Genomic DNA, 22,112 nt, shown 5'->3' with positions numbered 1-22,112 from the left:
TTGGGCTGAGCGCGAACGCACGCCGCCCGTCACTGTTTTTCTTTCTCTCTTCTTCATGGACGACTCTCAACCTCCGCTCGACCTTGCAGGCCCCACCGACGGCGACACCACCCTCACGCTGGCCGACTACGCGCAGACCGCCTACCTCGAATACGCCCTGAGCGTGGTCAAGGGCCGCGCGCTACCCGATGTGTCCGACGGCCAGAAGCCGGTGCAGCGGCGCATCCTGTACTCGATGTCGCGCATGGGCCTGGGCTTCGGCGGCACCAACGGCACCGTGGGCGCCAAGCCCGTGAAGAGCGCGCGCGTGGTCGGCGACGTGCTCGGCCGCTTCCATCCACACAGCGACCAGGCCGCGTACGACGCGCTGGTGCGCATGGCGCAAGACTTCTCGCAGCGCTATCCGCTGGTCGACGGCCAGGGCAACTTCGGCAGCCGCGACGGCGACGGCGCCGCGGCCATGCGCTACACCGAAGCGCGCCTGGCCCGCATCACCAGCCTGCTGCTCGACGAGATCGACGAAGGCACGGTCGACTTCATTCCCAACTACGACGGCAGCACCGAAGAGCCGCGCCTGCTGCCCGCGCGGCTGCCGTTCACGCTGCTCAATGGCGCCAGCGGCATTGCCGTGGGCCTGGCCACCGAAATCCCGAGCCACAACCTGCGCGAGATCGCCGACGCCTGCGTGGCGCTGATCAAGTCCAACGGCAAGCTCAGCGAAGAAGAACTCTTCGCCCTCGTGCCCGGCCCCGACTACCCGGGCGGCGCGCAGATCATCAGCAGCGCCAGCGACATCGCCGACGCCTACCGCACCGGCCGCGGCTCGCTCAAGGTGCGCGCGCGCTGGAAGATCGAAGACCTCGCGCGCGGCCAGTGGCAGCTCGTGGTCAACGAACTGCCGCCGGGCGTGAGCACGCAGAAGGTGCTGGAAGAAATCGAGGAAATCACCAACCCGAAGGTCAAGGCCGGCAAGAAGGCGCTGTCCGCCGACCAGACCCAGCTCAAGGCCGCGATGCTGTCGGTGCTCGACGTGGTGCGCGACGAGTCGAGCAAGGACGCCGCCGTGCGCTTGGTGTTCGAGCCCAAGACCTCGCGCATCAGCCAGGACGAGTTCGTGACCACGCTGCTGGCGCAGACCTCGCTCGAGACCTCGTCGTCGATCAACCTCACGATGGTCGGCATCGACGGCAAGCCGACGCAGAAGTCGCTGCGCCAGATGCTCAACGAGTGGATCGCGTTCCGCGAGATCACCGTCGAGCGGCGCTCGCGCCATCGCCTGGACAAGGTGCAGGACCGCATCCACATCCTCGAAGGCCGGCAGCTGGTGCTGCTGAACATCGACGAGGTGATCGCCATCATCCGTGCGGCGGAAGACCCGAAGGCGGCGCTCATCGCGCGCTTCAACCTCAGCGAACGCCAGGCCGAGGACATCCTTGAAATCCGGCTGCGCCAACTCGCGCGGCTCGAGGCCATCAAGATCGAGCAGGAACTGGCCGGTCTGCGCGACGAGCAGAAGAAACTCGAAGACATCCTCTCCAGCCCGGCCACGCTGCGCCGCCTGCTGGTGAAGGAAATCGAGGCCGACGCCAAGACCTTCGAAGACCCGCGCCGCACGCTCATCCAGGCCGAGAAGCGCGCCGTGGCCGAGGTGAAGGTGGTCGACGAGCCCGTCACTGTGATCGTGTCGCAGAAGGGCTGGGTGCGCGCGCAGAAGGGCTGGGCCAGCGAGAAGGCAGCCGGTAACGGCGGCACCGCGCCCGAGTACAGCTTCAAGTCGGGCGACACGCTCTACGGCGCCTTCGAGTGCCGCAGCGTCGACACGCTGCTGGTCTTCGGCAGCGCCAAGGACAAGAGCGTGCGCGTCTACACCGTGCCCGTGGCCTCGCTGCCCGGCGCGCGCGGCGACGGCCAGCCCGTCACCACGCTCATCGAGCTCGATGCCGGCACGCACGTCACGCATTTCTTCGCGGGCCCGGTGGGAGCCTGCCTGCTGCTGGCCAACACGGGCGGCTACGGCTTCATGGCCACCATCGAGAACATGATGTCGCGCCAGCGCGGCGGCAAGGCCTTCATCGATGTGGGCGAGGGCGAGCAGCTGTGCCGGCCGTCGCTGGTGGGCGGCGCGAGCGGCGCCGAGCCGATGCCGGCTGCGACGCACGTGGCCTGCGCCTCGAGCGGCAAGCGCATCCTGACCTTCGACATCGCCGAGCTCAAGAGCCTGCCCAAGGGCGGACGCGGCCTGATGCTGATCGACCTGGAGGCCAAGGAGTCACTGGCCGGTGCGGTGGCCTACACGCGCAGCGTGCGGATCGAAGGCGTCGCCCGCGGCGGCAAGGAGCGCGAAGAAACGCTCGAGATCCGCTCGCTCAACAACGCGATGGGGGCCCGCGCGCGCAAGGGCAAGGTGGCAGACCTCGGATTCACGCCGGCGAGCGTGGTGCGGGTGCTCTGATGCTGGGCGGCATCGACATCAGCATCCTCGGCGTGGTCCTCGCCGTGGTCACGGGCTTCGGCAGCTACATCCTGGGGCGCCGCATGCGCGAGAAGCGCCAGGGCAAGCGGCGCGCGAAAGACCGCGCTGCGGCGCAGGCCAACGAGACGCGACAGGTGCGGCGCGCGCGCGAGCGGCGCGAGCAGGAAGGCAAGTAGGCAGGCAGGCCGAGGGCTGGCTCACCAGCCCCCGTAGCCGTCGACGTTCTCGCGCGTCACGAGCTTGGACGGCAACAGCAGCACGCGCTGCTGAGGGGGCTGGCCCTTCAGGAGCTTCAGCCCGATCTGGGCCGCCCGCTGGCCCATCAACGTGGGCGACTGCGTGGCGCTGCCGACGATCAAGGTGGCGGGGTCTTGCAGCCGCTGCGCCACCTCCGGCGAACCGTCCATCGCCGTGATGACGATGTCGCGCCGGCCCGCGACCTGGGCCGCCAGTTCCGCGCCGATGCCGCACAGGTCGTTGATCGCGAACACGCCCGACAGCTTCGGATGCCGTGCGAGCAGCCGTGTCATCTGTTCCACGCCGCCGTCCTTGGTGGCGCCGCCATTGAGCGCCATCGACACGACGCGCACGCCGGGTGCGGCGTTCAATGCCTCGCGGCAGCCGTTGACGCGGCCCACTGCGGCCGTGTTCGGCGGGCCGTCGATGATCGCCACTTCGCCTTTGCCGCCGAGCGTGCGCACCAGGTGTTCGCAAGAGAGCTTGCCGGCCGCGCGGCTGTCGGTCACCACGGCCGCGTCCGCGCCTTGCACGAGCGCATCGACCGCCACCACCTTGATGCCGGCCGCGCGCGCCTCCGCGACGCGGGCGTGCAGGCTGGTCGAATCGACCGGCGTCACGATCACCAGCTGCACGCGCTGGCGGATCATTTCCTTGAGCTGCTCGTCCTGCCGCTGCGGATCGAACCCGCTCGACACGACCGTGATGTGCGCCGCGTTGCGACTGTCTGCGGCCAGCGTGCTTTCCACTGCGCGCGCGATGTAGGCAAAGAAGGGGTTGCGCAGGTCGCTCACGAGCACGCCGACGCGCGGGCCCTTGCCATGGTTGGCATGTGTCGCGAGCGCGCTGCCCACGGGGCCCACGGCGAGGAGGAGGGCCAGCAGCCAGGTGCGCCAGGGACGTTTCATGGGTATGGGTGCGAGGGCCTCGTTGCGAGAGGGGGCCGGTGAAAGGGTGGGGATGATGACATGTTCCGCACCGTCTCGCATCCGCGATCTGCGGGGGGGCAAGCGTGGGGGAATGGACGGACCTGCCGGCCCCGGTCGGTGCCGATGTTGTCGCGGGTCAGCAGCGTGGGCGGCAGCAGTGTCAGACCTGGAGGAAGAAGGGGTTGCTCGGGTCGCTGACGATCAGGCCGATGTGCGCCGCATCGGGGGCGCCGCGTTCGCTTTGTCCCTGTGGCTCGCGGCCGCGTCGCCCGTGCCCAGGAGGACGACGGCCCGTGCGCCCGCGATCGATGCCAGCACGCGCCCCGCGGCGAAACCCCTGGCGATGCGCGCCAGGCGGCGCCTCGGGGCGCGCGTCGAGATGGCGGGAATGCCGCCTCCTTTCTTGCCGGTTCTTCTTGTGATCACCTTGCTCCCTGTGGCTGCTGCCTTGCAGATGACGGTGTCGTCCGCGATCGGCGTCCGGTGAGGGATTCGTCGCGGCGACACGGCGATTGAACCGGCTGCTGGTTAACTGTCTGTAAACCTTCCAAAAGTGGCGAGCAACATTTGAAATACACACCGCCGCGTGGACGGTGCGCTCCTTACTTCAGCCCGGCCCACCAACGCACGTTGGTGCGCGCCTGGCCCACCGTGAGCACTTCGCCGATCACCGGCGTGGCCAGGTCGATCTTCTTCGCCTGCGCCAGGTCGGCGATGCGGTCCAGCGGGTCGTGCCAGGTGTGGAAGGCCAGGTCGAAGGTGCTGTTGTGCACCGAATAGAGCACCTTGCCGCGCAGGTCTTCGAAGGCCTGCACGCTCTGCTCGGGCGTCATGTGCACGCCGGGCCAGTAGGCGTCGTAGGCGCCGTTTTCCATCAGCGCCAGGTCGAAGCCGCCGAAGCGTTCGCCGATCTGCTTGAAGCCGGGGAAGTAGCCCGAGTCGCCGCTGTAGAAGATGCGCTGGTCGCCGCTTTGCACCACCCACGATGCCCACAGCGTGCGGTCGCGGTCGGTCAGCGTGACCGCGCGGCCCGAGAAGTGCTGCGCGGGCGTGGCCGTGAGCTTCACGCCCGCATGCTCACCGCCTTGCCACCAGTCGAGCTCGGTCACGCGCTCGGCGGGCACGCCCATCTCGACGAGCCGGGCGCGCACGCCCAGCGGCACGAAGTAGCGCTGCACGCGTGTGGCCAGGTACTCGATGGTGGCCACGTCGAGGTGGTCGTAGTGGTCGTGCGAGAGGATCACGGCCTCGATCGGCGGCAGCTGCTCCAGCTGGATCGGCGGCTTGTGGAAGCGCTTCGGCCCGACCCAGGTGAAGGGCGAGACGCGTTCGCTGAACACGGGGTCGATGAGCCAGTACTTGCCCTTGAGCTTCAGCAGGTGCGACGAGTGGCCCAGGCGCACCACGTGGTTGGCGTCGGCCGCGAGCGCGTCGAGCGCCTGGGGCGTCAGCGCGCGCACCGGAATGGGGTCGACCGGCACGGTGTCGACCTTGCTGCCGACGATGAAGCGCGACCAGATGCGCCAGGTGCTGGCGGCGGGCTGCAGCTCGGGGTTGGGCATGTTCTGGAACACGCCGCCCTTGAACTGCGGCGAGTTGTCGTAGCGCGTTTCCCCGCCGCCGGCGCTGCTGCAGCCGGCCACGAACGCGCAGCCCGCTGTGGCGAGCACCGCGCTGCGGCGCAGCAGCCGGGGTAAGTAAGCGCCTTGCGAATCCGATTCGTCAGCCATGGGAAAGCCCTCTGCGTGTGTGTTGGTCTTGAGGCGCGAGACTAGCGGGAGTTGGCTTTTCAATGGTTTCAGCGACAGAAACATTCGGCTAGCGGGGGCAATCCGCGGGCCGGCGGCATACTGCGGCGATCCACGGCTTCAGCCCTTCATCGCCATGAAAACTGCCATCCTCGTCATCGACATGCAGCGCGGCCTTTGCGACGATCCGCCCCGGCCGTACGAGGCCGAAGCGGTCATCGGGCGCATCAATGCGCTCACGGCACGGGCCCGCGCGGCCGGCGTGCCGGTGGCTTTCGTCCAGCACGAGAACGCGATCGACCTGGAGTTCGATTCCGAACGCTGGCAGCTGGCCGATGCCTTGCAGGTGACGCCTGCGGACGCGCGCCTGCGCAAGACCACGCCCGACTCGTTCCTGCGCACGCCGCTCGAAGCCTGGCTGTCGGGGCAGGGCGTGCGGCGCGTGGTGGTCTGCGGCTACTCGTCGGAGTTCTGCGTGGACACCACCGTGCGCCGCGCCGCCGCGCTGGACTACGAGGTGGTGCTGGCGGCCGACGCCCACACCTCGCACGACAAGCCGCACGCCAAGGGCGCCTTCATCCGCGCGCACCACAACGCGACGCTGTCGGACATCACGAGCTTCGGCGTGCCGATCCGCGCGGTCGACAGCGCGGACATCGCATTCGGCGATTGATCTGGCGCTAGGGCATGCGCCCGGTGGCCAGTGCGTGGGCCCAGTCGGGTCGCCCATTGGCAGCGGCCAGGGCCGCCATGGCCGCGTGGTCGTAGGGCACGGTGACCAGCGTGCAGGTCCACTGCCCGTGGTCGTGCCGTTCGACCAGCGCGTAGCGCGCATCGGGTGAGCCGGTCTCCACGTGGTGCGGGTACGGATGCGCGTCGCCATAGGCCTGCAGGCCGACGCTGCCCGGGTTGACGATCAAGGTGCCGTTGGATGCGTGCATCACGCGTGGCAGGTGCGTGTGGCCGCAGGCGACCAGTTCCGTGCCGGCTTCCACAGTGCCGAGACGCGCATCGACCTCTGCTGCGGTGGCCATGCGCAGTTGCGTGGGCTCGACCGTTTCGAGGAAGTAGGTGAGGTCGCTCTCCGGCGTGCCGTGGCACAGCAGCACCTCGGGGCTCAAGCGCAGGCACGGCGTGAGCGAGGCGATCCATGCGAACTCTGCCTCGCCGAGTCGGGCGTGTGCGAAGGCGTCGGACTCGCCGCGCTGGCCGGAGGTTGGCAACGTGAGCAGTTGCCGTTCGTGGTTGCCGGCGAGCTGGACCCAGTCCTGCGCCATCAGGAACTGCGCCGTCTCCAGCGGCATCAGCGGGCCTGAGAGGCTGTCGCCGAGGTTGACGATCGCATCCACCTTGCGGCGTGCGATGTCCTCGACGACGGCTTTCAGTGCGGGAAGGTTTCCGTGGATGTCGGAGACGAGGGCGATGCGCATGCGTGGCTTCTTTGTGAGGGCGGTGATCTTAGTTCGGGGTGCGTGCACAGGCCACCGGGTACTTCCCTCCGCGAATGTCCGCCGGCCTGCGGCCTCCTCCTTGATTTCGCTGCGGGAAGCACCCAGTGTCCTGCGCACACCGAGCGCGGTCGTGGTGCTGGCCGATCAACAAGTGTTCTGAATACGCTCACGTCGATGCGGTGCCTTGCGCAGCGAAATCAAGGAGGAGGGGCGAAGCCCCGGGGGACATTCGCGGAGCAAGGTACCGCGTCGGTGGGAGCGTCGCCCTGAACCAAACCTTCAGTCCGTCCCCGCCCGCCACACCCGCGCCAACGCCGCCAGCTTGCCCCTGAAACTCAGCCGGTCGTTCGACAGCGCATCGATGAAGTCCGACAGCCGCTGCGACTTCACCATCGTGTAGATCGTGAGCCAGGTGGTGAACACGAACACCACGCCGAACCAGATCGCCTTGCGCCACAGTGGCGCATCGGCTTCGGCCAGCAGGTTCATGCCGAGGAAGCCGGTGGTGACGGTGCCGATGAGGCCGAACAGCGTGACCACCGTGAGCCGCACCACGGTGCTGGCCTGCCGGCGCAGGCTGTCGGCATCGAGGTAGGTGTTCATGTCGGCGATGCGCGACTTGACCTCGTCGTACAGCGGGTCGAGCCCAAGGTGCGCGGCGCACATGTGCGAGAGCGCGCGCACCTGCGCCTGCTCCGAAATCTCGTGGAACCAGTAGCGGTGCGTGAAGCGAAGAAAGCGCTCGAAGCTCGCGCGGATGGCGCGCTTGAACTGCTTCACGCTCGGCGTGCTGCGGATGTCGAGCTTCTTGAGCGCCTCGACCAGCTGGTCCGAGAACATCAGCAGCGAGGCCTTCTGGAAATGCGCGATGAGGAACAGCAGGAAGTGCTGGTGCCTGAACTGCGCGAGCACGCCGCGGTCGCGGCAGCAGAAGAACTCGGAGCGCGCGTCGCCCACCACGATGAGGGCGTGGCCGTTGCACAGGTAACGCGTGTTGGGCGCCGCGCCCGTGTTCACCCAGAAGCGGTCGTAGCAGTACTTGTGCTCGAAGTCGGTCAGGTGATGCTCGGCATAGGGCAGGTGGGCGTCGGCCCCGCCCGCGCCCGTGACGAGCGCGAGCCGCACGAAGTCGTCGCGCGTGAGGCGGCGCGGATCGTCCAGCGACAGGTAGGCCATCACCGGCATGCGGTAGTACTCGATCTGGCGGTAGCGCAGCACGCCGGGGTCGTCCGAATGGTCGCTCACCAGCGGCTGCATCAGGTAGGCCCAGTGCGCCGCGATGCGCGGCGCGCGGTGCTGGGCCACGTGCGACAGGAAGGCGTCGCGCTGCTGTGCGTCGGAGGCGGCGAGCACGCGGCCGTCGGCGTCCAGCCACTCGACGCTGGCCATGCAGTGCAGGGCCGCGCCGTCGGGCTCCCAGCCCGAAGGGTAGGCGCGGCCGAAGCGGTAGAGGATGTCCTGCGCCTGCGCCAGGCTCAGGTGGTCGGTGCCGACCTCGAGGTTGAGCAGCACCACGTCGATGTCGAAGAAGAAGTACAGGTCGCAGTGAATCACGTCGAGCGTGATAGGCGCCTCGCCGGGGTGCGCCACCAGCCGCACGGCCGCGATGTCGCGGCGGCGGAACACCCGCATCGGCGAATCGCCGTCGCTGCCTGCGGCGTCGGTGCTGCCGCGCGATCGGCCTTCGCCGTACAGGAAGCGCTGCACATAGGGCAGGAAGCTCACGAACTCGTTGTAGTGGCGCTCGTGGAAGCGGCCGCTGTCGCCGGTGTATTCGTCGACCTCCTCGCGCCAGGGCGAGGCCTCGCCCAGGTCGCGCAGCACGTGCCAGGGGCCGTGGTGCGTGGGCGCCGCGCCGGGCGCCGGCACGAGGCGCAAGGGCCAGAGCAGCGCCTGCCGGAAATGCTGCACGACGGGGCCGGTGGCCGGGGTGCCTGCCGGGGGAGAAGTGGGGTCCGCGTGGGGGTTCGGCATCGCGCCAGTGTAGGCAGGCGGGTAGGGCAAAACGCCCACCTAGGGGAATCCCTAGCTAGGTCTGAAACCGGTTTCATTTAAGCTGCAAGCATTCCTTTCAGGGTCTGCGCACGGCCTGGCCGTGCACGCTCCGCCATGAACTACCAGTTCCAATTCGACGCCGTCTTTGCCGCCTGGCCGCTGCTGCTCAAGGGCACGTGGATCACGGTGCAGCTCTCGCTCACCGCCACCTTGCTGGGGCTGGTGGTGGCCATCTTCTGCGCCTGGGGCAAGACCTCGGGGCCGGGCTGGCTGCGTTTCATCGTCAATGCCTACATCGAGGTGATCCGCAACACGCCGTTCCTCGTGCAGCTGTTTTTCTTCTTCTTCGCGCTGCCGGCCATCGGCCTGCGCTGGTCGCCGCAGACGGCCGCGCTGGTGGCGATGGTGGTGAACCTGGGCGCCTACGCCACGGAAATCATCCGCGCGGGCATCGAGTCGATCCCCAAGGGCCAAATCGAGGCGGGCCGCGCGCTCAACCTCAAGCCCTGGGAAATCTTCCGCTTCGTGATCATCAAGCCCGCGCTGAAGGCGATCTACCCGGCGCTCACGAGCCAGTTCATTTTGTTGATGCTGAGCTCGGCCGTGGTGTCGGTCATCTCGGCCGACGACCTGACCTCGGTGGCCGCCAACCTGCAGTCGCAGACCTTCCGCAGCTTCGAGATCTACATCGTGGTCGCGGCCATCTACCTCGCGCTGGCACTGGCTTTTTCGGCCATGTTCAAGCTGATCTACAAGCGCACGCTCAACTACCCGGACCGCCGGTAACTGACTGACCACGACGGACGGAGCACACACCATGCGCACCTTCGGTTTTCCCGAATTCCTTTTCATCCTCGAAGCCGCCCAGTGGACGCTGGCGCTGTCGGCCATCGCCTTCGTCGGCGGCGCGATCCTGGGGCTGCTCATCGCGCTGATGCGCACGTCGGAATCGACGTGGGCGCGCGCCGTGTCGACCACCTTCATCCAGATCTTCCAGGGCACGCCGCTGCTGCTGCAGCTGTTCCTGGTGTTCTTCGGCGCGCCGGTGCTGGGGCTGGACATCAACCCGTGGGTGGCCGCGGGCGTGGCGCTGGTGCTGAACAGCGCGGCCTTCCTGGGCGAGATCTGGCGCGGCTGCATCCAGGCCATTCCGCGCGGCCAGTGGGAGGCGGCGCAGGCGCTGAACCTGCACTACGTGGCGCGCATGCGCGACGTGGTGCTGCCGCAGGCCTTCAAGATCGCGCTGGCGCCCACGGTGGGCTACCTGGTGCAGATCATCAAGGGCACGTCGCTCGCGGCCATCATCGGTTTCGTCGAGATCACGCGCGCCGGGCAGATCGTCAACAACGCCACCTTCCAGCCGCTCATCGTGTTCTCGGTGGTGGCCGCCATCTACTTCGTGATCTGCTGGCCGCTGTCGCTGCTGGCAGCCCGCATGGAGCGCAAGCGCGCCCAGGCGCTCGCACGTTGACCCTTCTCGCTTTTCCTTTCTCGTCGCTTCCTTTCTTTATTCAGGAGACACATCCAATGACCGTTACCACCACCCGCCGCGCTGCCATCGCAGCTCTGGGCCTCGGCGCCGCGCTGACCGTGTTCGCTCCCTTCGCTTCGGCACAAAGCATGGCCGACATCAAGAAGAAGGGCGAGATCACCATCGGCATGCTGGTCGACTTCCCGCCCTACGGCACCACCGACGCGAAGAACCAGCCCGACGGCTACGACGCCGACGTGGCCAAGCTGCTGGCCAAGGACTGGGGCGTGAAGGCCAACATCGTGCCGGTCACCGGCCCGAACCGCATTCCGTTCCTGTTGACCAACAAGGTCGACCTGCTGGTGGCTTCGCTGGCCGTGACGCCCGAGCGTGCCAAGCAGGTGCAGTTCTCGCAGCCCTACGCGGCCGCGACCATCGTGCTGTACGGCGCGACCAAGACCTCGATCAAGGCGGCAGGCGACCTGAAGGGCCTGCGCGTGGGCGTGGCCCGCGCATCGACGCAAGACGTGGCCGTGACCAAGGCCGCGCCCGAAGGCACGGAAATCCGCCGCTTCGACGACGACGCCTCGGCCATGCAGGCGCTGATCTCGGGCCAGGTCGATGCGATCGGCTGCTCGGTCACGGTGGCGGCGCAGATCGCCAAGCGCGTGCCGGCCAACACCTTCGAAAACAAGTTCACGCTGGTGCAGCAATCGATGGGCATCGCGATGCGTCCGGGCCAGGAAGAGCTGACCAAGGCCGTGAACGAATTCGTGCAGAAGAACACCGCCAACGGCGAGCTGAACAAGCTCTACCAGAAGTGGCTGCAGGCCGACCTGCCCAAGATGCAGTGAGCTCCCGCGGCTGAAGAAGAAGGAATCCTGGCATGACGACGGAATCGATCATCCGCATGGAAGCGGTCAACAAGTGGTACGGTGAATTCCAGGTGTTGACCGGCATCGACCTGTCGGTGCGCCAGGGCGAGCGCATCGTGATCTGCGGGCCCTCGGGCTCGGGCAAGTCCACGCTCATCCGCTGCATCAACCGGCTCGAGACGGTGCAAAAGGGCCGCATCGTGGTCGACGGCATCGACCTCACGGCCGGCGGCAAGAACGTGGATGCGGTGCGTGCCGAGGTCGGCATGGTGTTCCAGCAGTTCAACCTGTTCCCGCACCTCACCATCCTGGAGAACTGCACGCTGGCGCCGATGCGCTCGCGTGGCATGACCAAGGCGCAGGCGGAAGAGGTGGCCATGAAGTACCTCACGCGCGTGCGCATTCCCGAGCAGGCGAAGAAGTACCCGAGCCAGCTCTCGGGCGGCCAGCAGCAGCGCGTGGCGATTGCGCGCGCGCTGTGCATGTCGCCCAAGATCATGCTGTTCGACGAGCCCACCTCCGCGCTCGACCCCGAGATGGTCAAAGAAGTGCTCGACACCATGATCGGCCTGGCCGAAGACGGCATGACCATGCTGTGCGTGACGCACGAAATGGGCTTTGCCCGCAGCGTGGCCGACCGCGTGATCTTCATGGCCGACGGCAAGATCGTCGAGCAGGCACCGCCGCAGGAGTTCTTCGGCAACCCCAAGGACGAGCGCACGCGCCAGTTCCTCGGGCAAATTCTCAGCTCGCACCAAGCCCACTGATGGCCTTCGAAGTCCTGATTTCTCTGTCGTCCTTCGGTGCGGCCGAGGTGGGGCGGCACGGCCAGCTCTGGTGCTCGCAACTCTCGCGCGCGGCCGGTGCCGATGCGGTGGAAGTGCGCGGCGAGATGCTGCGCGACGCCGACACCGAACTGCCTGCGCTCAACGGCCTGGCTTCCGTGTACTCCAGCCCCGAGGGCCTGTGGGCCGAAGGCGGCTGGCTCGACAGCGCCGCGCTGCAACGCGGCATCGCCGCCGCCACGCGCGTGGGCGCGAAGCGGCTCAAGATGGCCATCGGCGACTTCCAGGCTTCGTCGCACGGCTCGCTCTGGGGCCTGAAGGTGGCGCTGGCCGAAACCCGCGTCGAGCTGCTGATCGAGAACGACCAGACCGTGCGCGCCGGCACGCTGGCCGCGCTGCAGACCTTCTTCGACGTGGCCGACCGCGCCGGCGTGCCGCTCGGAATGACCTTCGACATGGGCAACTGGCACTGGCTCGGCGAGTGCCCGCTGCAGGCCGCGCAGGCGCTCGGCCATCGCGTGCGCTACGTGCATTGCAAGGGCGCGCAGCGCCTGCCGCACAAGTGGGTGGCGGTGCCGCTGGGCGATTCCGTCGCGCCGTGGCGCGCGGTGCTGCGCGCACTGCCGGCCGACGTGCCGCACGCCATCGAATACCCTCTGGTGGGCGACGACCTGCTGGCCGTCACCCGCACGCAGATCGACTTCATCCGCGCCGCACGGGCGTAGGAACACACACATGACGCAACCCACCGCCTTCGACGTCGCGCTGTTCGGCGAAGCCATGCTGCTGCTCGTGGCCGACCGGCCCGGCCCGCTGGAAGACGCCCAGTCGTTCCACAAGCGCACCGCCGGTGCCGAGACCAACGTGGCCATCGGCCTGTCGCGCCTGGGCCTGAAGGTCGGCTGGGCCAGCCGACTGGGCACCGACTCCATGGGCCGCGCGCTGCTGGCCGCGATGCGCGCCGAAGGCATCGACTGCTCGCACGTGATCACCGACGCGACGCAGCGCACCGGCTTCCAGTTCAAGGGCCGCGTCACCGACGGCAGCGACCCGCCGATCGAATACCACCGCAAGGGCTCGGCCGCCAGCCACATGGGCCCGGCCGATGTCGACGAAGCCTGGCTGCGCTCGGCGCGCCACCTGCACGCCACCGGCGTGTTCGCGGCCATCTCCGAAACCAGCCTGCAGGCGGCGCTCAAGTCGATGGACGTGATGCGCGCAGCCGGCCGCACCATCTCGTTCGACACCAACCTGCGGCCCACGCTGTGGTCGTCCACCGAGACCATGCGCCACTGGGTGAACGAACTCGCCTCGCGTGCCGACTGGGTGCTGCCCGGCATCGAAGAGGGCCTGCTGCTCACCGGCCACGACAAGCCCGAAGACGTCGCCAGGTTCTACCGCGAACGCGGCGCGAAGCTGGTCGTCGTCAAGCTCGGCGCGGCCGGCGCCTACTACGACAGCGACGTGGCCGGCACCGGCCATGTCGACGGCTTCCCGGTGAAGGAAGTGATCGACACCGTGGGCGCGGGCGACGGCTTTGCGGCCGGCGTGGTGAGCGCACTGCTCGAAGGCCGCAGCGTGCCCGACGCGGTGCGCCGCGGCGCCTGGATCGGCGCGCGCGCCGTGCAGGTGCTCGGCGACACCGAAGGCCTGCCGACGCGGGCGCAACTCGAAGAAGCGGGGCTCTGATGACCAAGAAGAATGTGCTGGTGTTCCGGGCCCTGCCCGACGACCAGCTGGCACGGCTGCAGGCGGTGCACCACGTCACCGTGGCCGATCCGCGCAAGGCGCCCGAGGCCTTTGCCGCTGCGCTTGCCACTGCGCACGGGCTGATCGGTTCGAGCTACAACGTCGACGCTGCGCTGCTCGATGCGGCGCCGCAGCTCGAAGTGATTTCGAGCGTGTCGGTCGGCGTCGACAACTACCCGCTGGCCGAACTGCACCGCCGCCACATCGTGCTGTGCCACACGCCCGACGTGCTCACCGAGACGGTGGCCGACACGGTGTTCGCGATCCTCATGGCCACGCAGCGCCGCGTGGTCGAGCTGTCGAACCTCGTGCGCGAAGGCCGCTGGACGAAGAACATCGGCGAGGAATTCTTCGGCACCGACGTGCACGGCAAGACGCTGGGCATCCTCGGGTTCGGGCGCATCGGCCAGGCCGTGGCGCGCCGCGCCGCGCTGGGCTTCGGCATGCCGGTGCTCTACCACGCCCGCCGACCGGTCGATCTGGCCGCACAGGCGCCCGAGCTGCAGGGCCGCGCCACGCACACGCCGCTGGACGACCTGCTCGCGCGCGCCGACATCGTGCTGGCGATGCTGCCGCTGACCGACGCTACGCGCGGCATGATCGACGCCGCCTTCTTCGCACGCATGAAGCCGGGCGCGTCGTTCATCAACGGCGGCCGCGGCGCCACCGTGAACGAAGCCGCGCTGCTCGACGCGCTCGACCACGGCACCTTGCGCGCCGCCGGCCTCGACGTGTTCGCGAAGGAGCCGCTGCCGGCCGACTCGCCGCTGCGCACGCACCCGCGCGTCACGCCGCTGCCGCACATCGGCTCGGCCACGCACGAGACGCGCCACGCGATGGCCGAGCTGGCCACGACCAACCTGCTGCAGGTGCTGGCCGGCCAGAAGCCCACGGCACCCTACGACACGGCCGCCGCCTGACATGAAGCCCACAGGCCGCGCCACCATCGCCGACGTCGCCGAAGCCGCGGGCGTCTCGAAGGCCACCGTCTCGCGCTTTTTGAACCACCGCGAGCGCCTGCTGAGCCCCGACATCGCCGCGCGCGTCGAGGCCGCCATCGCCAAGCTCGCGTACTCGCCCAGCCCGATGGCGCAGGCGCTGAGCCACGGCCGTTCGCGGCTCATCGGCCTGATCGTGGCCGACATCACCAACCCGTACTCGGTGGCCGTGCTGCGCGGCGCCGAGAAGGCCTGCCAGGACGCCGGCTACCTCGTGATGCTGTTCAACCTCGGCAACGAAAGCGAACGCGAGCGCGAGGCCATCAATGCGCTCGCGGGCTACCAGGTCGACGGCTTCATCCTCAACACGCTGGGGCGCGGCAGCAACGTGGTCGATGCGGTCACGCTGCACGGCAAGCCCGCCGTGCTGGTCGACCGCCGGCACACGGGCATGCACACCGACTTCGTCTCGCTCGACAACCACGCCGCCATGCGCGACACCTGCGGCCACCTGGTCGAGGGCGGCTACCGCGAGCTGCTGTACGTCACCGAGCCGCAGAAGGGCGTGAGCTCGCGGCGCGAGCGCACGGCCGCCTTCGGCGCCTGCGTGGCCGCGCACGAGCCGCGCGTGGCGGGCGAGGTCTTCGAATCGGTCGAGGGCGAGAACGACGCGCTCGACGAGGCCTTGCGTGCGCTGCGCCAGCGCGCCAAGCGCGGCCGGCGCGCGGCGGTGGTCGCGGGCAATGCCGTGGTCACGCTGCGCGTGGCGCAGGCCATGGCGCGGCTGGACTGGCGCTTCGGCGCCGACCTGGGCTTCGTGGGCTTCGACGATCCCGAATGGGCCTCGCTCATCGGGCCGGGCCTGAGCACCGTGGCGCAGCCGACCGACGAGATCGGCCGCGCCGCCGCCACCTGCCTCATCGAGCGCCTGCGCGGGCTCGACGCGGCTCCGCGTCAGCTGCTGCTGCCCGGCGAACTCATGGTGCGAGGCTCATCGACGGCACTGCCGTAGCGGGTTCCGCGAAGGAGGCAGGCCCGCGCATCCAGCCGGCCGCGCGCTCCGCGATCATGATCGTCGGCGCGTTGGTGTTGCCGCCGATCAGCGTCGGCATCACCGAGGCATCGACCACGCGCAGGCCCGCGATGCCGTGCACGCGCAGCTGCGGATCGACCACCGCCATCGCATCGACGCCCATCTTGCAGGTGCCCACCGGGTGGTAGATGGTGTCGGCGCGCGCGCGGATGTGCGCTTCGAGCTGCACGTCGGTGTGGGCGTCGGCGGTGTAGACCTCGCGGTGGCGGTATTTTTCGAGCGCGGGCGCGCGCATGATCTCGCGCGTCTTCTTCACGCCCTGCAGCAGCAGCGCCATGTCTTCCGGGTCGGCCAGGAAGCGCGGGTCGATGCGCGGCGCCGAGTCGGGGCTGGCGTCGTTCAGCCGCACGTCGCCCCGGCCCTTGGGGCGCAGCACGCACACATGGCACGAGAAGCCGAAGCCCGCGTGCAGCTTGCGCGCATGGTCGTCGGTGATCGCGATCACGAAGTGCAGCTGCAGGTCGGGCCGGCGCAATTCGGGCGACGATTTGATGAAGGCGCCGCCTTCTGCAAAGGGCGTGGCGACCAGGCCCGTGCCGTCGCGGCGCCACTGGTTGATGGCCTTCAGCAGGTGCAGCCCGCCGACCGGACCGATGCCGAACATGTCGGTCTGCTTCGACTTGTAGGCGACGATGAAGTCGCAGTGGTCCTGCAGGTTCTGCCCCACGCCGCGCAGCGCATGCCGCACTTCGATGCCGTGGCGCGCGAGCTCGTCGGGGTCGCCGATGCCCGAGAGCATCAGCAGCTGCGGCGAGTTGAAGGCGCCGCCGCACAGCGCGACTTCGCGGCGCGCGCGAATGGTCTCGACGTTGCCGCCGCGCCGCACCTCGACGCCCACCGCGCGCCGGTCTTCGAGCACCACGCGCCGGTCTTCGAGCACCACGCGCAGGGCCTGCGTGCCGGTCAGCACCGAGAGGTTGGGGCGCTGGTCCATCACCGGGTGCAGGTAGGCCGCGGCGGCCGAGCAGCGCTCGCCGTTCTTCGCGCCGCCGTGGAATTGCGTCACCTGGTAGAGCCCCGCGCCTTCCTGCTCGGGGCCGTTGAAGTCGTCGTTGCGCGCAATGCCGCATTCGGCGGCGGCGTGCACGAAGGCTTCGCTGATGGCGCGCGGGCTTTGCTGCTCCGACACCTGCAATGGGCCGTCGGCGCCGTGCAGCGCGCTGGCGCCGCGCTGGTTGCCTTCGGCGCGCAGGAAGTGCGGCAGCACCTCGTCGAAGCTCCAGCCGGCGCAGCCCGCGCGTGCCCAGTCGTCGTAGTCCTCTCGGTGGCCGCGCACGTAGAGCATGGCGTTGATCGCGCTGGAGCCGCCCAGGCAGCGCCCGCGCGGCTGGTAGCCGCGCCGCCCGTTCAGGCCGGGCTGCGGCACGGTCTGGTAGGCGTAGTTGTTGATGCGCGGGCGCCCCGGGAGCATCGCCACCACGGCGGCCGGTGCCCGCACGAGGATGCCGCGGCCGTCGCCGCCGGCCTCGATGAGGCAGACCGTCACCGACGGGTCCTCGCTCAGGCGCGAGGCCAGCGTGGCGCCGCCCGAGCCGCCGCCCACGATCACGTAGTCGAATTCCGCCATGGCATCTGGTCCTTCTTGTCGTTGGATGTTGGGGCGCCCTGCGCCGATGCGCGCACCGGCATTGTGGCCAGCGACCCCGGGTTCGGGCCCAGCGGGTTTCCCCTGCCGTGGACGCACCTTGGGGGCTTTACCGATGCTTCACCCAGCGGACAAATTGCAACGCGCCGCCCGTGGCCCAATGCGCCTTCGGAGCGGCCGACCCGAGCGGCGCGCCATCCGTCCGCCCTTCAACGCTCTGCCCATGCACCTGCTTTCAGACGCGACGATATTCACCGAGGTCCGCTTCTGGGGGCTGGTGCTGTGCTCGCTGGTGCTGCCCGCCGCGATCTTCGTCACGCTGTTCGTGCGGCGCGAGTTCTCCAAGACCACCGTGCTGGCCTTCGGCCTGCTGCTGATCGCGCTGGCGGGCGCGGACATCTTCCTGCTGCGCGCACTGGCGCGGCTGGCGCAGGCCACGCCCTCGCTGGCGGACGACCTCGTCTTCTCGTCGGAGCTGTCGATCGCGCTGTACATCTTTCCGGCGGCGTTCGGCACCATCGGACTGAACATGGTCTCGCACGTGCTCATGCACTACCTCAAGCAGAAGGAAGCGCGCTTCGAGGCCCACCGGCAAGCACCGACGCCAGCACCGCCAGAGCGCCGGGGTTCGCGCGTGCTGCGCCACCGTCGCGTGGCATCGCGCGCGTCGCCCCGGCCGGCCTCGCGCACGGCGGCGGCGCGCCATCCGCCCGCCGACCGCTGAGGGCGATACCCGGCGGGTTTCCTCCGGCGCCCACGGGGAACCGTGGGGTTCGGCGCCGGTTGCCGCCAGAATCGAAGGATGCCCGCCACCATCCTGTTGATCGACGACCACGCGATGTTTCGCGAAGGCCTGTTCCTCGCGCTGCGCGAAGCCGAGCCGACGATGACCGTCGCCACGGCCCGCAACGGCGCCGAAGCGCTCGAGGCGCTCGCCACCTTGCCCCGGCTCGACGCGGTGATGACCGACTACTACCTGCCCGACCTCGGCGGTGCGGCCTTGCTGGCCGAGCTGCACCGGCGGCGCGGCGGCCTGCGCATCCTGGTGCTGTCGGCCTCCGAAGACCCGCAGGACATCGACACCGCGCTGGACGCTGGCGCGCAGGGCTTCGTGCACAAGTCGGCCGACAGCCAGCAGCTCATGGACGCGCTGCGCCGCGTCATGGCGGGCGAGCAGAACGTGGTGCAGGCCTCGCCGGCGGGCGGTGCGTCGCTGCCCGTGCTGTCGACGCCCACCGACGTGCTGAGCACGCTCACGGCGCGGCAGGCCGAGGTGCTGCAGCTGCTGTGCGAAGGGCTGCGCAACGCCGAGATCGCGCTGCGCCTGGCCACCAGCGAGAAGACGATCAAGGCGCACATCTCGGCGATCTTCGGCGCGCTCGGCGTGACCAGCCGCACGCAGGCCGTGATCGCGGCGCGGCGCGCGGGCATGCTCGGTCGCCCGCGCTAGGGCCAACGCATCAGCGCGGCTGCTGCTGCGTCGTGCAGTGGATGCCGCCGCCGCCCGCGGCAATGGCGTCGATGTCGAGCTGCACCACCTCGCGCTTGGGGAACAGTTCGCGCAGCAGCGCGCGGGCGTTGCCGTCGGCGCGCGCATCGCCGAACTGCGGCGCAATGACGGCGCCGTTGCAGACATAGAAGTTGATGTAGCCCGCCGCGAACTCGTCCGACTCGTAGGTGCTGCGCACCGATTCCGGGCCGCGCAGCACTTCCACGCGCAGGCGCTGCCCGCGTGCATCGGTGGCCTGGCGCAGGATCTCCAGGTGGCGCCGGGTCACGGCGTGGTCGTAGGAGTCGGGGTCGTCGTCCAGGCCCGCGACCACCACGCCCGGCGCGGCAAAGCGCGCATAGAAATCGGTGTGGCCGTCGGTGATGTCGCGGCCCGCGATGCCGGGCAGCCAGATGATCTTGCGCAGGCCCAGCAGGCGCTTGAGTTCGGCCTCGCAGGCTTCCTTGCGCAGGCCGGGGTTGCGGTTGGGGTTGAGCACGCAGCTGTCGGTGATGATGGCCGTGCCCGCGCCGTCGACCTCGATGCCGCCGCCTTCGAGCACGAGCCGCGTGCGCAGGCGCTGCACCTCGGCGGCGTCGGTCACGTACTCGGCCACTTCGGCGTCGCGCGCATGCGACTGCTTGTTGCCCCAGCCGTTGAAGTTGAAATCGATGCCGGCCCATTCGCCCGCGCCGTTGCGCACGAACACGGGGCCGGTGTCGCGCATCCAGAGGTCGTCCACCGGCTGCACCTCGAGCGTCACGCGGTTGCCGCACAGGCGCGCGGCCAGGTCGTGCTCCTGCTCGCGCACCAGCAGGTGCACGGGCTCGAAGGCGGCGATGGTGCGGGCGATCTGCGCCAGGTGCTCGCGCGCCGGCTTCAGCAGGCGCCGCCCCCAGACGCGTTCGCTGGGGCCGAAGGACATCCAGGTGGCGCGGTGCGCGTCGCCCTCGTCGGGCATGTGCCAGGTGTCGGGTGCTGCGGCCGTGGCCGTGGCGACCAAGCCCAACGAGGCCAGGGGCGCCAGGCCCATGCCGTGCAGCAGGCGGCGGCGGGTCAGGGGAAGGTGCATGTCGGTCTCCGGAGTCAGGGGAGGGGGCGCGGCATCACGCCGGTTCCTGTTGCGTCGTGCAGTGGATGCCGCCGCCGCCCGCGGCGATGGCGTCGATGTCCAGCTGCACGATCTGATGGCTGGGCAGGTGCGCGGCCAGCGCCGCGCGGGCCGCGCTGTCGGCCACGGCGTCGCCGAACTCGGGCAGGAACACCGCCTTGTCGGTGAGGAAGAAGTTGACGTAGCCGGCCGCGAACTCCTTGCGCGCAAAGGTGGGGCGCACCTGGCTCGGCGTCTTCAGCGTGACGATCTGCAAGGGGCGCCCGCGCGCGTCGGTGGCGCCGGTCAGCAGTTCCAGGTGGCGGTGTGTCACGGCGTGGTCGTACGATTTCGGGTCGATGTCCAGCGCCGCCACGACCACGCCGGGCTTGAGAAAGCGTGCGTAGAAGTCGGTGTGGCCGTCGGTGATGTCGCGGCCCGCGATGCCTGGCAGCCAGATGATCTTGTCCAGCCCCAGCATGCGCTTGAGCTCGGCCTCCGCGTCGGCCTTGCTGACGCCCGGGTTGCGGTTCTTGTTGAGCACGCAGCTCTCCGTGATGATCGCCGTGCCCTGGCCATCGACCTCGATGCCGCCGCCTTCCATCACGAGGCTGCTGCGCAGCAGCGGCACGCCCGTGAGTTCGGCCATGCGCGCGGCCACCGTGGCGTCGCGTGCATGGGCCTGCTGGTTGCCCCAGCCGTTGAAGTTGAAGCTCACGGCGGCGCGCTCGCCACGGGCGTTGCGCACGAAGACGCAGCCGGTGTCGCGCATCCAGAGGTCGTCGATGGCGTGTTCGATCAGGTGCACGTTGGAGCCGCACAGTTGGCGGGCCGTGGAAGCATCCGCGGGGCTCACCAGCATCTTGACCGGTTCGTAGACGCTGATGGCATTGGCGATGCGCGCCAGCGCCTGGAACACCGGCTGGCGCATCTCGGCCGTCCAGATGGATTCGCGCGCCGCGAAGGCCATCCACACGGCGCGGTGGGCGTCGCCTTCGTCGGGCATGCGCCAGCCGGACGCAGGTGCCGGGGCCGGTGCAGGCGAAGGGGTTGGCATGGGCACGGGGAAGGGCGGCAGCATGCCGCTGCCGCTCCCACCACCGCCGCCGCCACAGGCGGTCACGAGTCCACCGAAAAGGCCCAGGCCGCCCAGGCCCAGAAGAGTGCGTCGCGTTGTCATTGGAATCAGGGTTATTACTAAGTTCTAGGAAGCCCCGAATTCTGTCGACGCCTATCCATCTACACAATTGATGTCTTTTAAAGGGATTGATCGATCTGGCTCATATCGCCAGCGTCTTCCTGCGCAAACCGCCGCAGGCTGTCGAACACCTCCCGCACCAGCGGCAGGCGTGACGGGCCCTCGGCGCACGCGATCCAGAGGGTGCCCAACGGCAGGCTCGGGCTGTCCGGCAACTGCCGCAATTGCCCCGTGCGCAAGGCGTCGTCGGCCAGCAGCCGCGACACCAGCGCGATGCCCCGGCCGCGCAAGGCCGCGTCGAGCACCAGGCGCGGGTCGTCGTAGATCGCGGCCTTGCGCAGGCCGCCGAAATGCGCGCGGATGAAGGGGCCGATGCGGTCGCTCGTGAGGTCTTCTTCGAGGCACAGCAGGCCGAGGTTGTCTTCCTCTTTCTGCGTGGGCGGGCCGACGGCCACGAGTTCGTCGGTGAGCAGCGGCACCTCGAACACGCCCTCTTGCCGCAGCGGCGCGCGGGTGATGGCGATGTCCACGTCGAGCTCGTCGATGAAGCGCGCGCTCTCGTCGACCGAGATGATCGGGCACAGGTCGGGGTGCGCCTGCAGCAGCCGGTCGACCCGCGGCTGCAGCCAGCCGGTGGCCACGGGCGCGGGACACACCAGCGTGACGAGCCGGTCGTCCATGTAGGTCTCGATGCGGGCCAGCCCGTTGCGGATGTGCTCGAGCGACTTGCCCACGCTGTCCAGCAGCAGGCTGCCCGCCACCGTCAGCTCCACGCCGCGCCCCTTGCGCCGGAACAGCGGCTGGCCGACCTGCTGCTCCAGCTGCGAGATCTGGTGGCTGACGGCGGACTGCGAGACGAACAGCTCTTCCGCCGCGCGCGAGTAGTTGCCCAGGCGCGCCGCCGCCTCGAAGCCGATGAGGAACTTGAAAGAGGGCAGCCGGGTGTTGGACATATGAATGGGGTCGATGAATTCAGCCAAGAAATGTCGCTTTTTCATCGAAGGAA

21 protein-coding genes are annotated in these 22,112 nt (G+C 69.1%); 13 read left to right on the top strand and 8 right to left on the bottom strand.

What is annotated here, in order from left to right:
* The first annotated feature begins 55 nt into the window (after positions 1–55).
* Together parC and ACAM52_RS15915 are read left to right on the top strand one after the other, a co-directional pair.
* Positions 56–2,452, top strand: a complete 2,397-nt coding sequence (parC, locus tag ACAM52_RS15920) for a DNA topoisomerase IV subunit A (RefSeq protein ID WP_095744758.1) — start codon at positions 56–58, stop codon at positions 2,450–2,452.
* Complete coding sequence (locus ACAM52_RS15915; protein WP_223301260.1) at positions 2,452–2,649, top strand: hypothetical protein; 198 nt, start codon at positions 2,452–2,454, stop codon at positions 2,647–2,649. The genes parC and ACAM52_RS15915 overlap by 1 nt, the downstream gene beginning before the upstream one ends.
* 21 nt (positions 2,650–2,670) lie before the next feature.
* Here ACAM52_RS15915 and ACAM52_RS15910 read toward each other — a convergent pair whose 3' ends face one another.
* Both ACAM52_RS15910 and ACAM52_RS15905 read right to left on the bottom strand, forming a co-directional pair.
* Entirely contained in the window at positions 2,671–3,618 is a 948-nt protein-coding gene (locus tag ACAM52_RS15910; protein ID WP_369647604.1) for an ABC transporter substrate-binding protein, read from the bottom strand.
* Positions 3,619–4,241: 623 nt separating this feature from the next.
* A complete protein-coding gene (locus ACAM52_RS15905; RefSeq protein WP_307590501.1) occupies positions 4,242–5,369 on the bottom strand; it encodes an MBL fold metallo-hydrolase in 1,128 nt (375 codons plus the stop codon).
* A gap of 154 nt (positions 5,370–5,523) precedes the next feature.
* Between ACAM52_RS15905 and ACAM52_RS15900 the strand changes: the two genes are divergently transcribed.
* The gene (locus tag ACAM52_RS15900) at positions 5,524–6,060 is read left to right on the top strand and encodes a cysteine hydrolase family protein (protein ID WP_369647603.1); all 537 of its coding nucleotides are present in this window, start codon (positions 5,524–5,526) and stop codon (positions 6,058–6,060) included.
* A gap of 7 nt (positions 6,061–6,067) precedes the next feature.
* Here the strand turns inward: ACAM52_RS15900 and ACAM52_RS15895 are convergent, their stop codons facing one another.
* Together ACAM52_RS15895 and ACAM52_RS15890 are read right to left on the bottom strand one after the other, a co-directional pair.
* Entirely contained in the window at positions 6,068–6,817 is a 750-nt protein-coding gene (locus tag ACAM52_RS15895) for a metallophosphoesterase (protein WP_369647602.1), read from the bottom strand.
* Positions 6,818–7,117: 300 nt separating this feature from the next.
* Positions 7,118–8,812, bottom strand: a complete 1,695-nt coding sequence (locus ACAM52_RS15890) for a hypothetical protein (RefSeq protein ID WP_369647601.1) — start codon at positions 8,810–8,812, stop codon at positions 7,118–7,120.
* A gap of 135 nt (positions 8,813–8,947) precedes the next feature.
* Between ACAM52_RS15890 and ACAM52_RS15885 the strand changes: the two genes are divergently transcribed.
* From ACAM52_RS15885 to ACAM52_RS15850, 8 genes are read left to right on the top strand one after another with little or no spacing between them, the layout of a single operon-like run.
* The gene (locus ACAM52_RS15885) at positions 8,948–9,619 is read left to right on the top strand and encodes an amino acid ABC transporter permease (RefSeq protein ID WP_062474717.1); all 672 of its coding nucleotides are present in this window, start codon (positions 8,948–8,950) and stop codon (positions 9,617–9,619) included.
* Positions 9,620–9,650: 31 nt separating this feature from the next.
* Positions 9,651–10,304 carry an amino acid ABC transporter permease gene (locus tag ACAM52_RS15880; RefSeq protein WP_369647600.1) on the top strand — a complete coding sequence of 218 codons (654 nt, stop codon included), beginning with the start codon at positions 9,651–9,653 and terminating at the stop codon, positions 10,302–10,304.
* Between the two features lie 56 nt (positions 10,305–10,360).
* Positions 10,361–11,158 carry a transporter substrate-binding domain-containing protein gene (locus tag ACAM52_RS15875; RefSeq protein ID WP_095744763.1) on the top strand — a complete coding sequence of 266 codons (798 nt, stop codon included), beginning with the start codon at positions 10,361–10,363 and terminating at the stop codon, positions 11,156–11,158.
* Positions 11,159–11,190: 32 nt separating this feature from the next.
* Positions 11,191–11,946, top strand: a complete 756-nt coding sequence (locus tag ACAM52_RS15870; RefSeq protein ID WP_056583293.1) for an amino acid ABC transporter ATP-binding protein — start codon at positions 11,191–11,193, stop codon at positions 11,944–11,946.
* Positions 11,946–12,689: a sugar phosphate isomerase/epimerase family protein gene (locus ACAM52_RS15865; protein ID WP_369647599.1), complete on the top strand. Its 744-nt coding sequence runs from the start codon at positions 11,946–11,948 to the stop codon at positions 12,687–12,689. Before ACAM52_RS15870 ends, ACAM52_RS15865 begins: the two co-directional genes overlap by 1 nt.
* Before the next feature lie 10 nt (positions 12,690–12,699).
* Positions 12,700–13,653: a sugar kinase gene (locus ACAM52_RS15860; RefSeq protein ID WP_369647598.1), complete on the top strand. Its 954-nt coding sequence runs from the start codon at positions 12,700–12,702 to the stop codon at positions 13,651–13,653.
* Positions 13,653–14,633 (top strand): 2-hydroxyacid dehydrogenase, encoded by a 981-nt coding sequence (locus tag ACAM52_RS15855; protein ID WP_369647597.1) that lies wholly within the window; start codon positions 13,653–13,655, stop codon positions 14,631–14,633. The genes ACAM52_RS15860 and ACAM52_RS15855 overlap by 1 nt, the downstream gene beginning before the upstream one ends.
* A gap of 1 nt (position 14,634) precedes the next feature.
* Complete coding sequence (locus tag ACAM52_RS15850) at positions 14,635–15,663, top strand: LacI family DNA-binding transcriptional regulator (RefSeq protein WP_062474737.1); 1,029 nt, start codon at positions 14,635–14,637, stop codon at positions 15,661–15,663.
* Here ACAM52_RS15850 and ACAM52_RS15845 read toward each other — a convergent pair.
* Complete coding sequence (locus ACAM52_RS15845; RefSeq protein ID WP_369647596.1) at positions 15,629–17,311, bottom strand: GMC family oxidoreductase; 1,683 nt, start codon at positions 17,309–17,311, stop codon at positions 15,629–15,631. The genes ACAM52_RS15850 and ACAM52_RS15845 overlap by 35 nt on opposite strands.
* A gap of 241 nt (positions 17,312–17,552) precedes the next feature.
* Here ACAM52_RS15845 and ACAM52_RS15840 point away from each other — a divergent pair, with 241 nt between their 5' ends.
* The gene (locus tag ACAM52_RS15840) at positions 17,553–18,053 is read left to right on the top strand and encodes a hypothetical protein (protein ID WP_369647595.1); all 501 of its coding nucleotides are present in this window, start codon (positions 17,553–17,555) and stop codon (positions 18,051–18,053) included.
* 78 nt (positions 18,054–18,131) lie between these two features.
* On the top strand, positions 18,132–18,779 hold the full coding sequence (locus ACAM52_RS15835; protein ID WP_139703137.1) for a response regulator transcription factor: 648 nt from the start codon (positions 18,132–18,134) through the stop codon (positions 18,777–18,779).
* 10 nt (positions 18,780–18,789) lie between these two features.
* Here the strand turns inward: ACAM52_RS15835 and ACAM52_RS15830 are convergent, their stop codons facing one another.
* From ACAM52_RS15830 to ACAM52_RS15820, 3 genes are all read right to left on the bottom strand, one after another.
* Entirely contained in the window at positions 18,790–19,890 is a 1,101-nt protein-coding gene (locus tag ACAM52_RS15830) for an agmatine/peptidylarginine deiminase (RefSeq protein WP_369647594.1), read from the bottom strand.
* Between the two features lie 34 nt (positions 19,891–19,924).
* Positions 19,925–21,088, bottom strand: coding sequence for an agmatine/peptidylarginine deiminase (locus ACAM52_RS15825; RefSeq protein ID WP_369647593.1), 1,164 nt, complete (start codon positions 21,086–21,088; stop codon positions 19,925–19,927).
* A 77-nt stretch (positions 21,089–21,165) separates the two neighbouring features.
* Positions 21,166–22,059: a LysR family transcriptional regulator gene (locus ACAM52_RS15820; protein ID WP_139703133.1), complete on the bottom strand. Its 894-nt coding sequence runs from the start codon at positions 22,057–22,059 to the stop codon at positions 21,166–21,168.
* Positions 22,060–22,112 lie beyond the last annotated feature (53 nt).

This window comes from Variovorax sp. V118 (assembly GCF_041154445.1).
Taxonomy (GTDB): domain Bacteria; phylum Pseudomonadota; class Gammaproteobacteria; order Burkholderiales; family Burkholderiaceae_C; genus Variovorax; species Variovorax boronicumulans.
This window is presented reverse-complemented; position numbering and strand designations above follow the sequence as displayed.

Coding starts and splice junctions, on each gene's coding strand:
- parC (WP_095744758.1), top strand. CDS start 56: ATGGACGACTCTCAACCTCCGCTCGACCTTGCAGGCCCCACCGACGGC.
- ACAM52_RS15915 (WP_223301260.1), top strand. CDS start 2,452: ATGCTGGGCGGCATCGACATCAGCATCCTCGGCGTGGTCCTCGCCGTG.
- ACAM52_RS15910 (WP_369647604.1), bottom strand. CDS start 3,618: ATGAAACGTCCCTGGCGCACCTGGCTGCTGGCCCTCCTCCTCGCCGTG.
- ACAM52_RS15905 (WP_307590501.1), bottom strand. CDS start 5,369: ATGGCTGACGAATCGGATTCGCAAGGCGCTTACTTACCCCGGCTGCTG.
- ACAM52_RS15900 (WP_369647603.1), top strand. CDS start 5,524: ATGAAAACTGCCATCCTCGTCATCGACATGCAGCGCGGCCTTTGCGAC.
- ACAM52_RS15895 (WP_369647602.1), bottom strand. CDS start 6,817: ATGCGCATCGCCCTCGTCTCCGACATCCACGGAAACCTTCCCGCACTG.
- ACAM52_RS15890 (WP_369647601.1), bottom strand. CDS start 8,812: ATGCCGAACCCCCACGCGGACCCCACTTCTCCCCCGGCAGGCACCCCG.
- ACAM52_RS15885 (WP_062474717.1), top strand. CDS start 8,948: ATGAACTACCAGTTCCAATTCGACGCCGTCTTTGCCGCCTGGCCGCTG.
- ACAM52_RS15880 (WP_369647600.1), top strand. CDS start 9,651: ATGCGCACCTTCGGTTTTCCCGAATTCCTTTTCATCCTCGAAGCCGCC.
- ACAM52_RS15875 (WP_095744763.1), top strand. CDS start 10,361: ATGACCGTTACCACCACCCGCCGCGCTGCCATCGCAGCTCTGGGCCTC.
- ACAM52_RS15870 (WP_056583293.1), top strand. CDS start 11,191: ATGACGACGGAATCGATCATCCGCATGGAAGCGGTCAACAAGTGGTAC.
- ACAM52_RS15865 (WP_369647599.1), top strand. CDS start 11,946: ATGGCCTTCGAAGTCCTGATTTCTCTGTCGTCCTTCGGTGCGGCCGAG.
- ACAM52_RS15860 (WP_369647598.1), top strand. CDS start 12,700: ATGACGCAACCCACCGCCTTCGACGTCGCGCTGTTCGGCGAAGCCATG.
- ACAM52_RS15855 (WP_369647597.1), top strand. CDS start 13,653: ATGACCAAGAAGAATGTGCTGGTGTTCCGGGCCCTGCCCGACGACCAG.
- ACAM52_RS15850 (WP_062474737.1), top strand. CDS start 14,635: ATGAAGCCCACAGGCCGCGCCACCATCGCCGACGTCGCCGAAGCCGCG.
- ACAM52_RS15845 (WP_369647596.1), bottom strand. CDS start 17,311: ATGGCGGAATTCGACTACGTGATCGTGGGCGGCGGCTCGGGCGGCGCC.
- ACAM52_RS15840 (WP_369647595.1), top strand. CDS start 17,553: ATGCACCTGCTTTCAGACGCGACGATATTCACCGAGGTCCGCTTCTGG.
- ACAM52_RS15835 (WP_139703137.1), top strand. CDS start 18,132: ATGCCCGCCACCATCCTGTTGATCGACGACCACGCGATGTTTCGCGAA.
- ACAM52_RS15830 (WP_369647594.1), bottom strand. CDS start 19,890: ATGCACCTTCCCCTGACCCGCCGCCGCCTGCTGCACGGCATGGGCCTG.
- ACAM52_RS15825 (WP_369647593.1), bottom strand. CDS start 21,088: ATGACAACGCGACGCACTCTTCTGGGCCTGGGCGGCCTGGGCCTTTTC.
- ACAM52_RS15820 (WP_139703133.1), bottom strand. CDS start 22,059: ATGTCCAACACCCGGCTGCCCTCTTTCAAGTTCCTCATCGGCTTCGAG.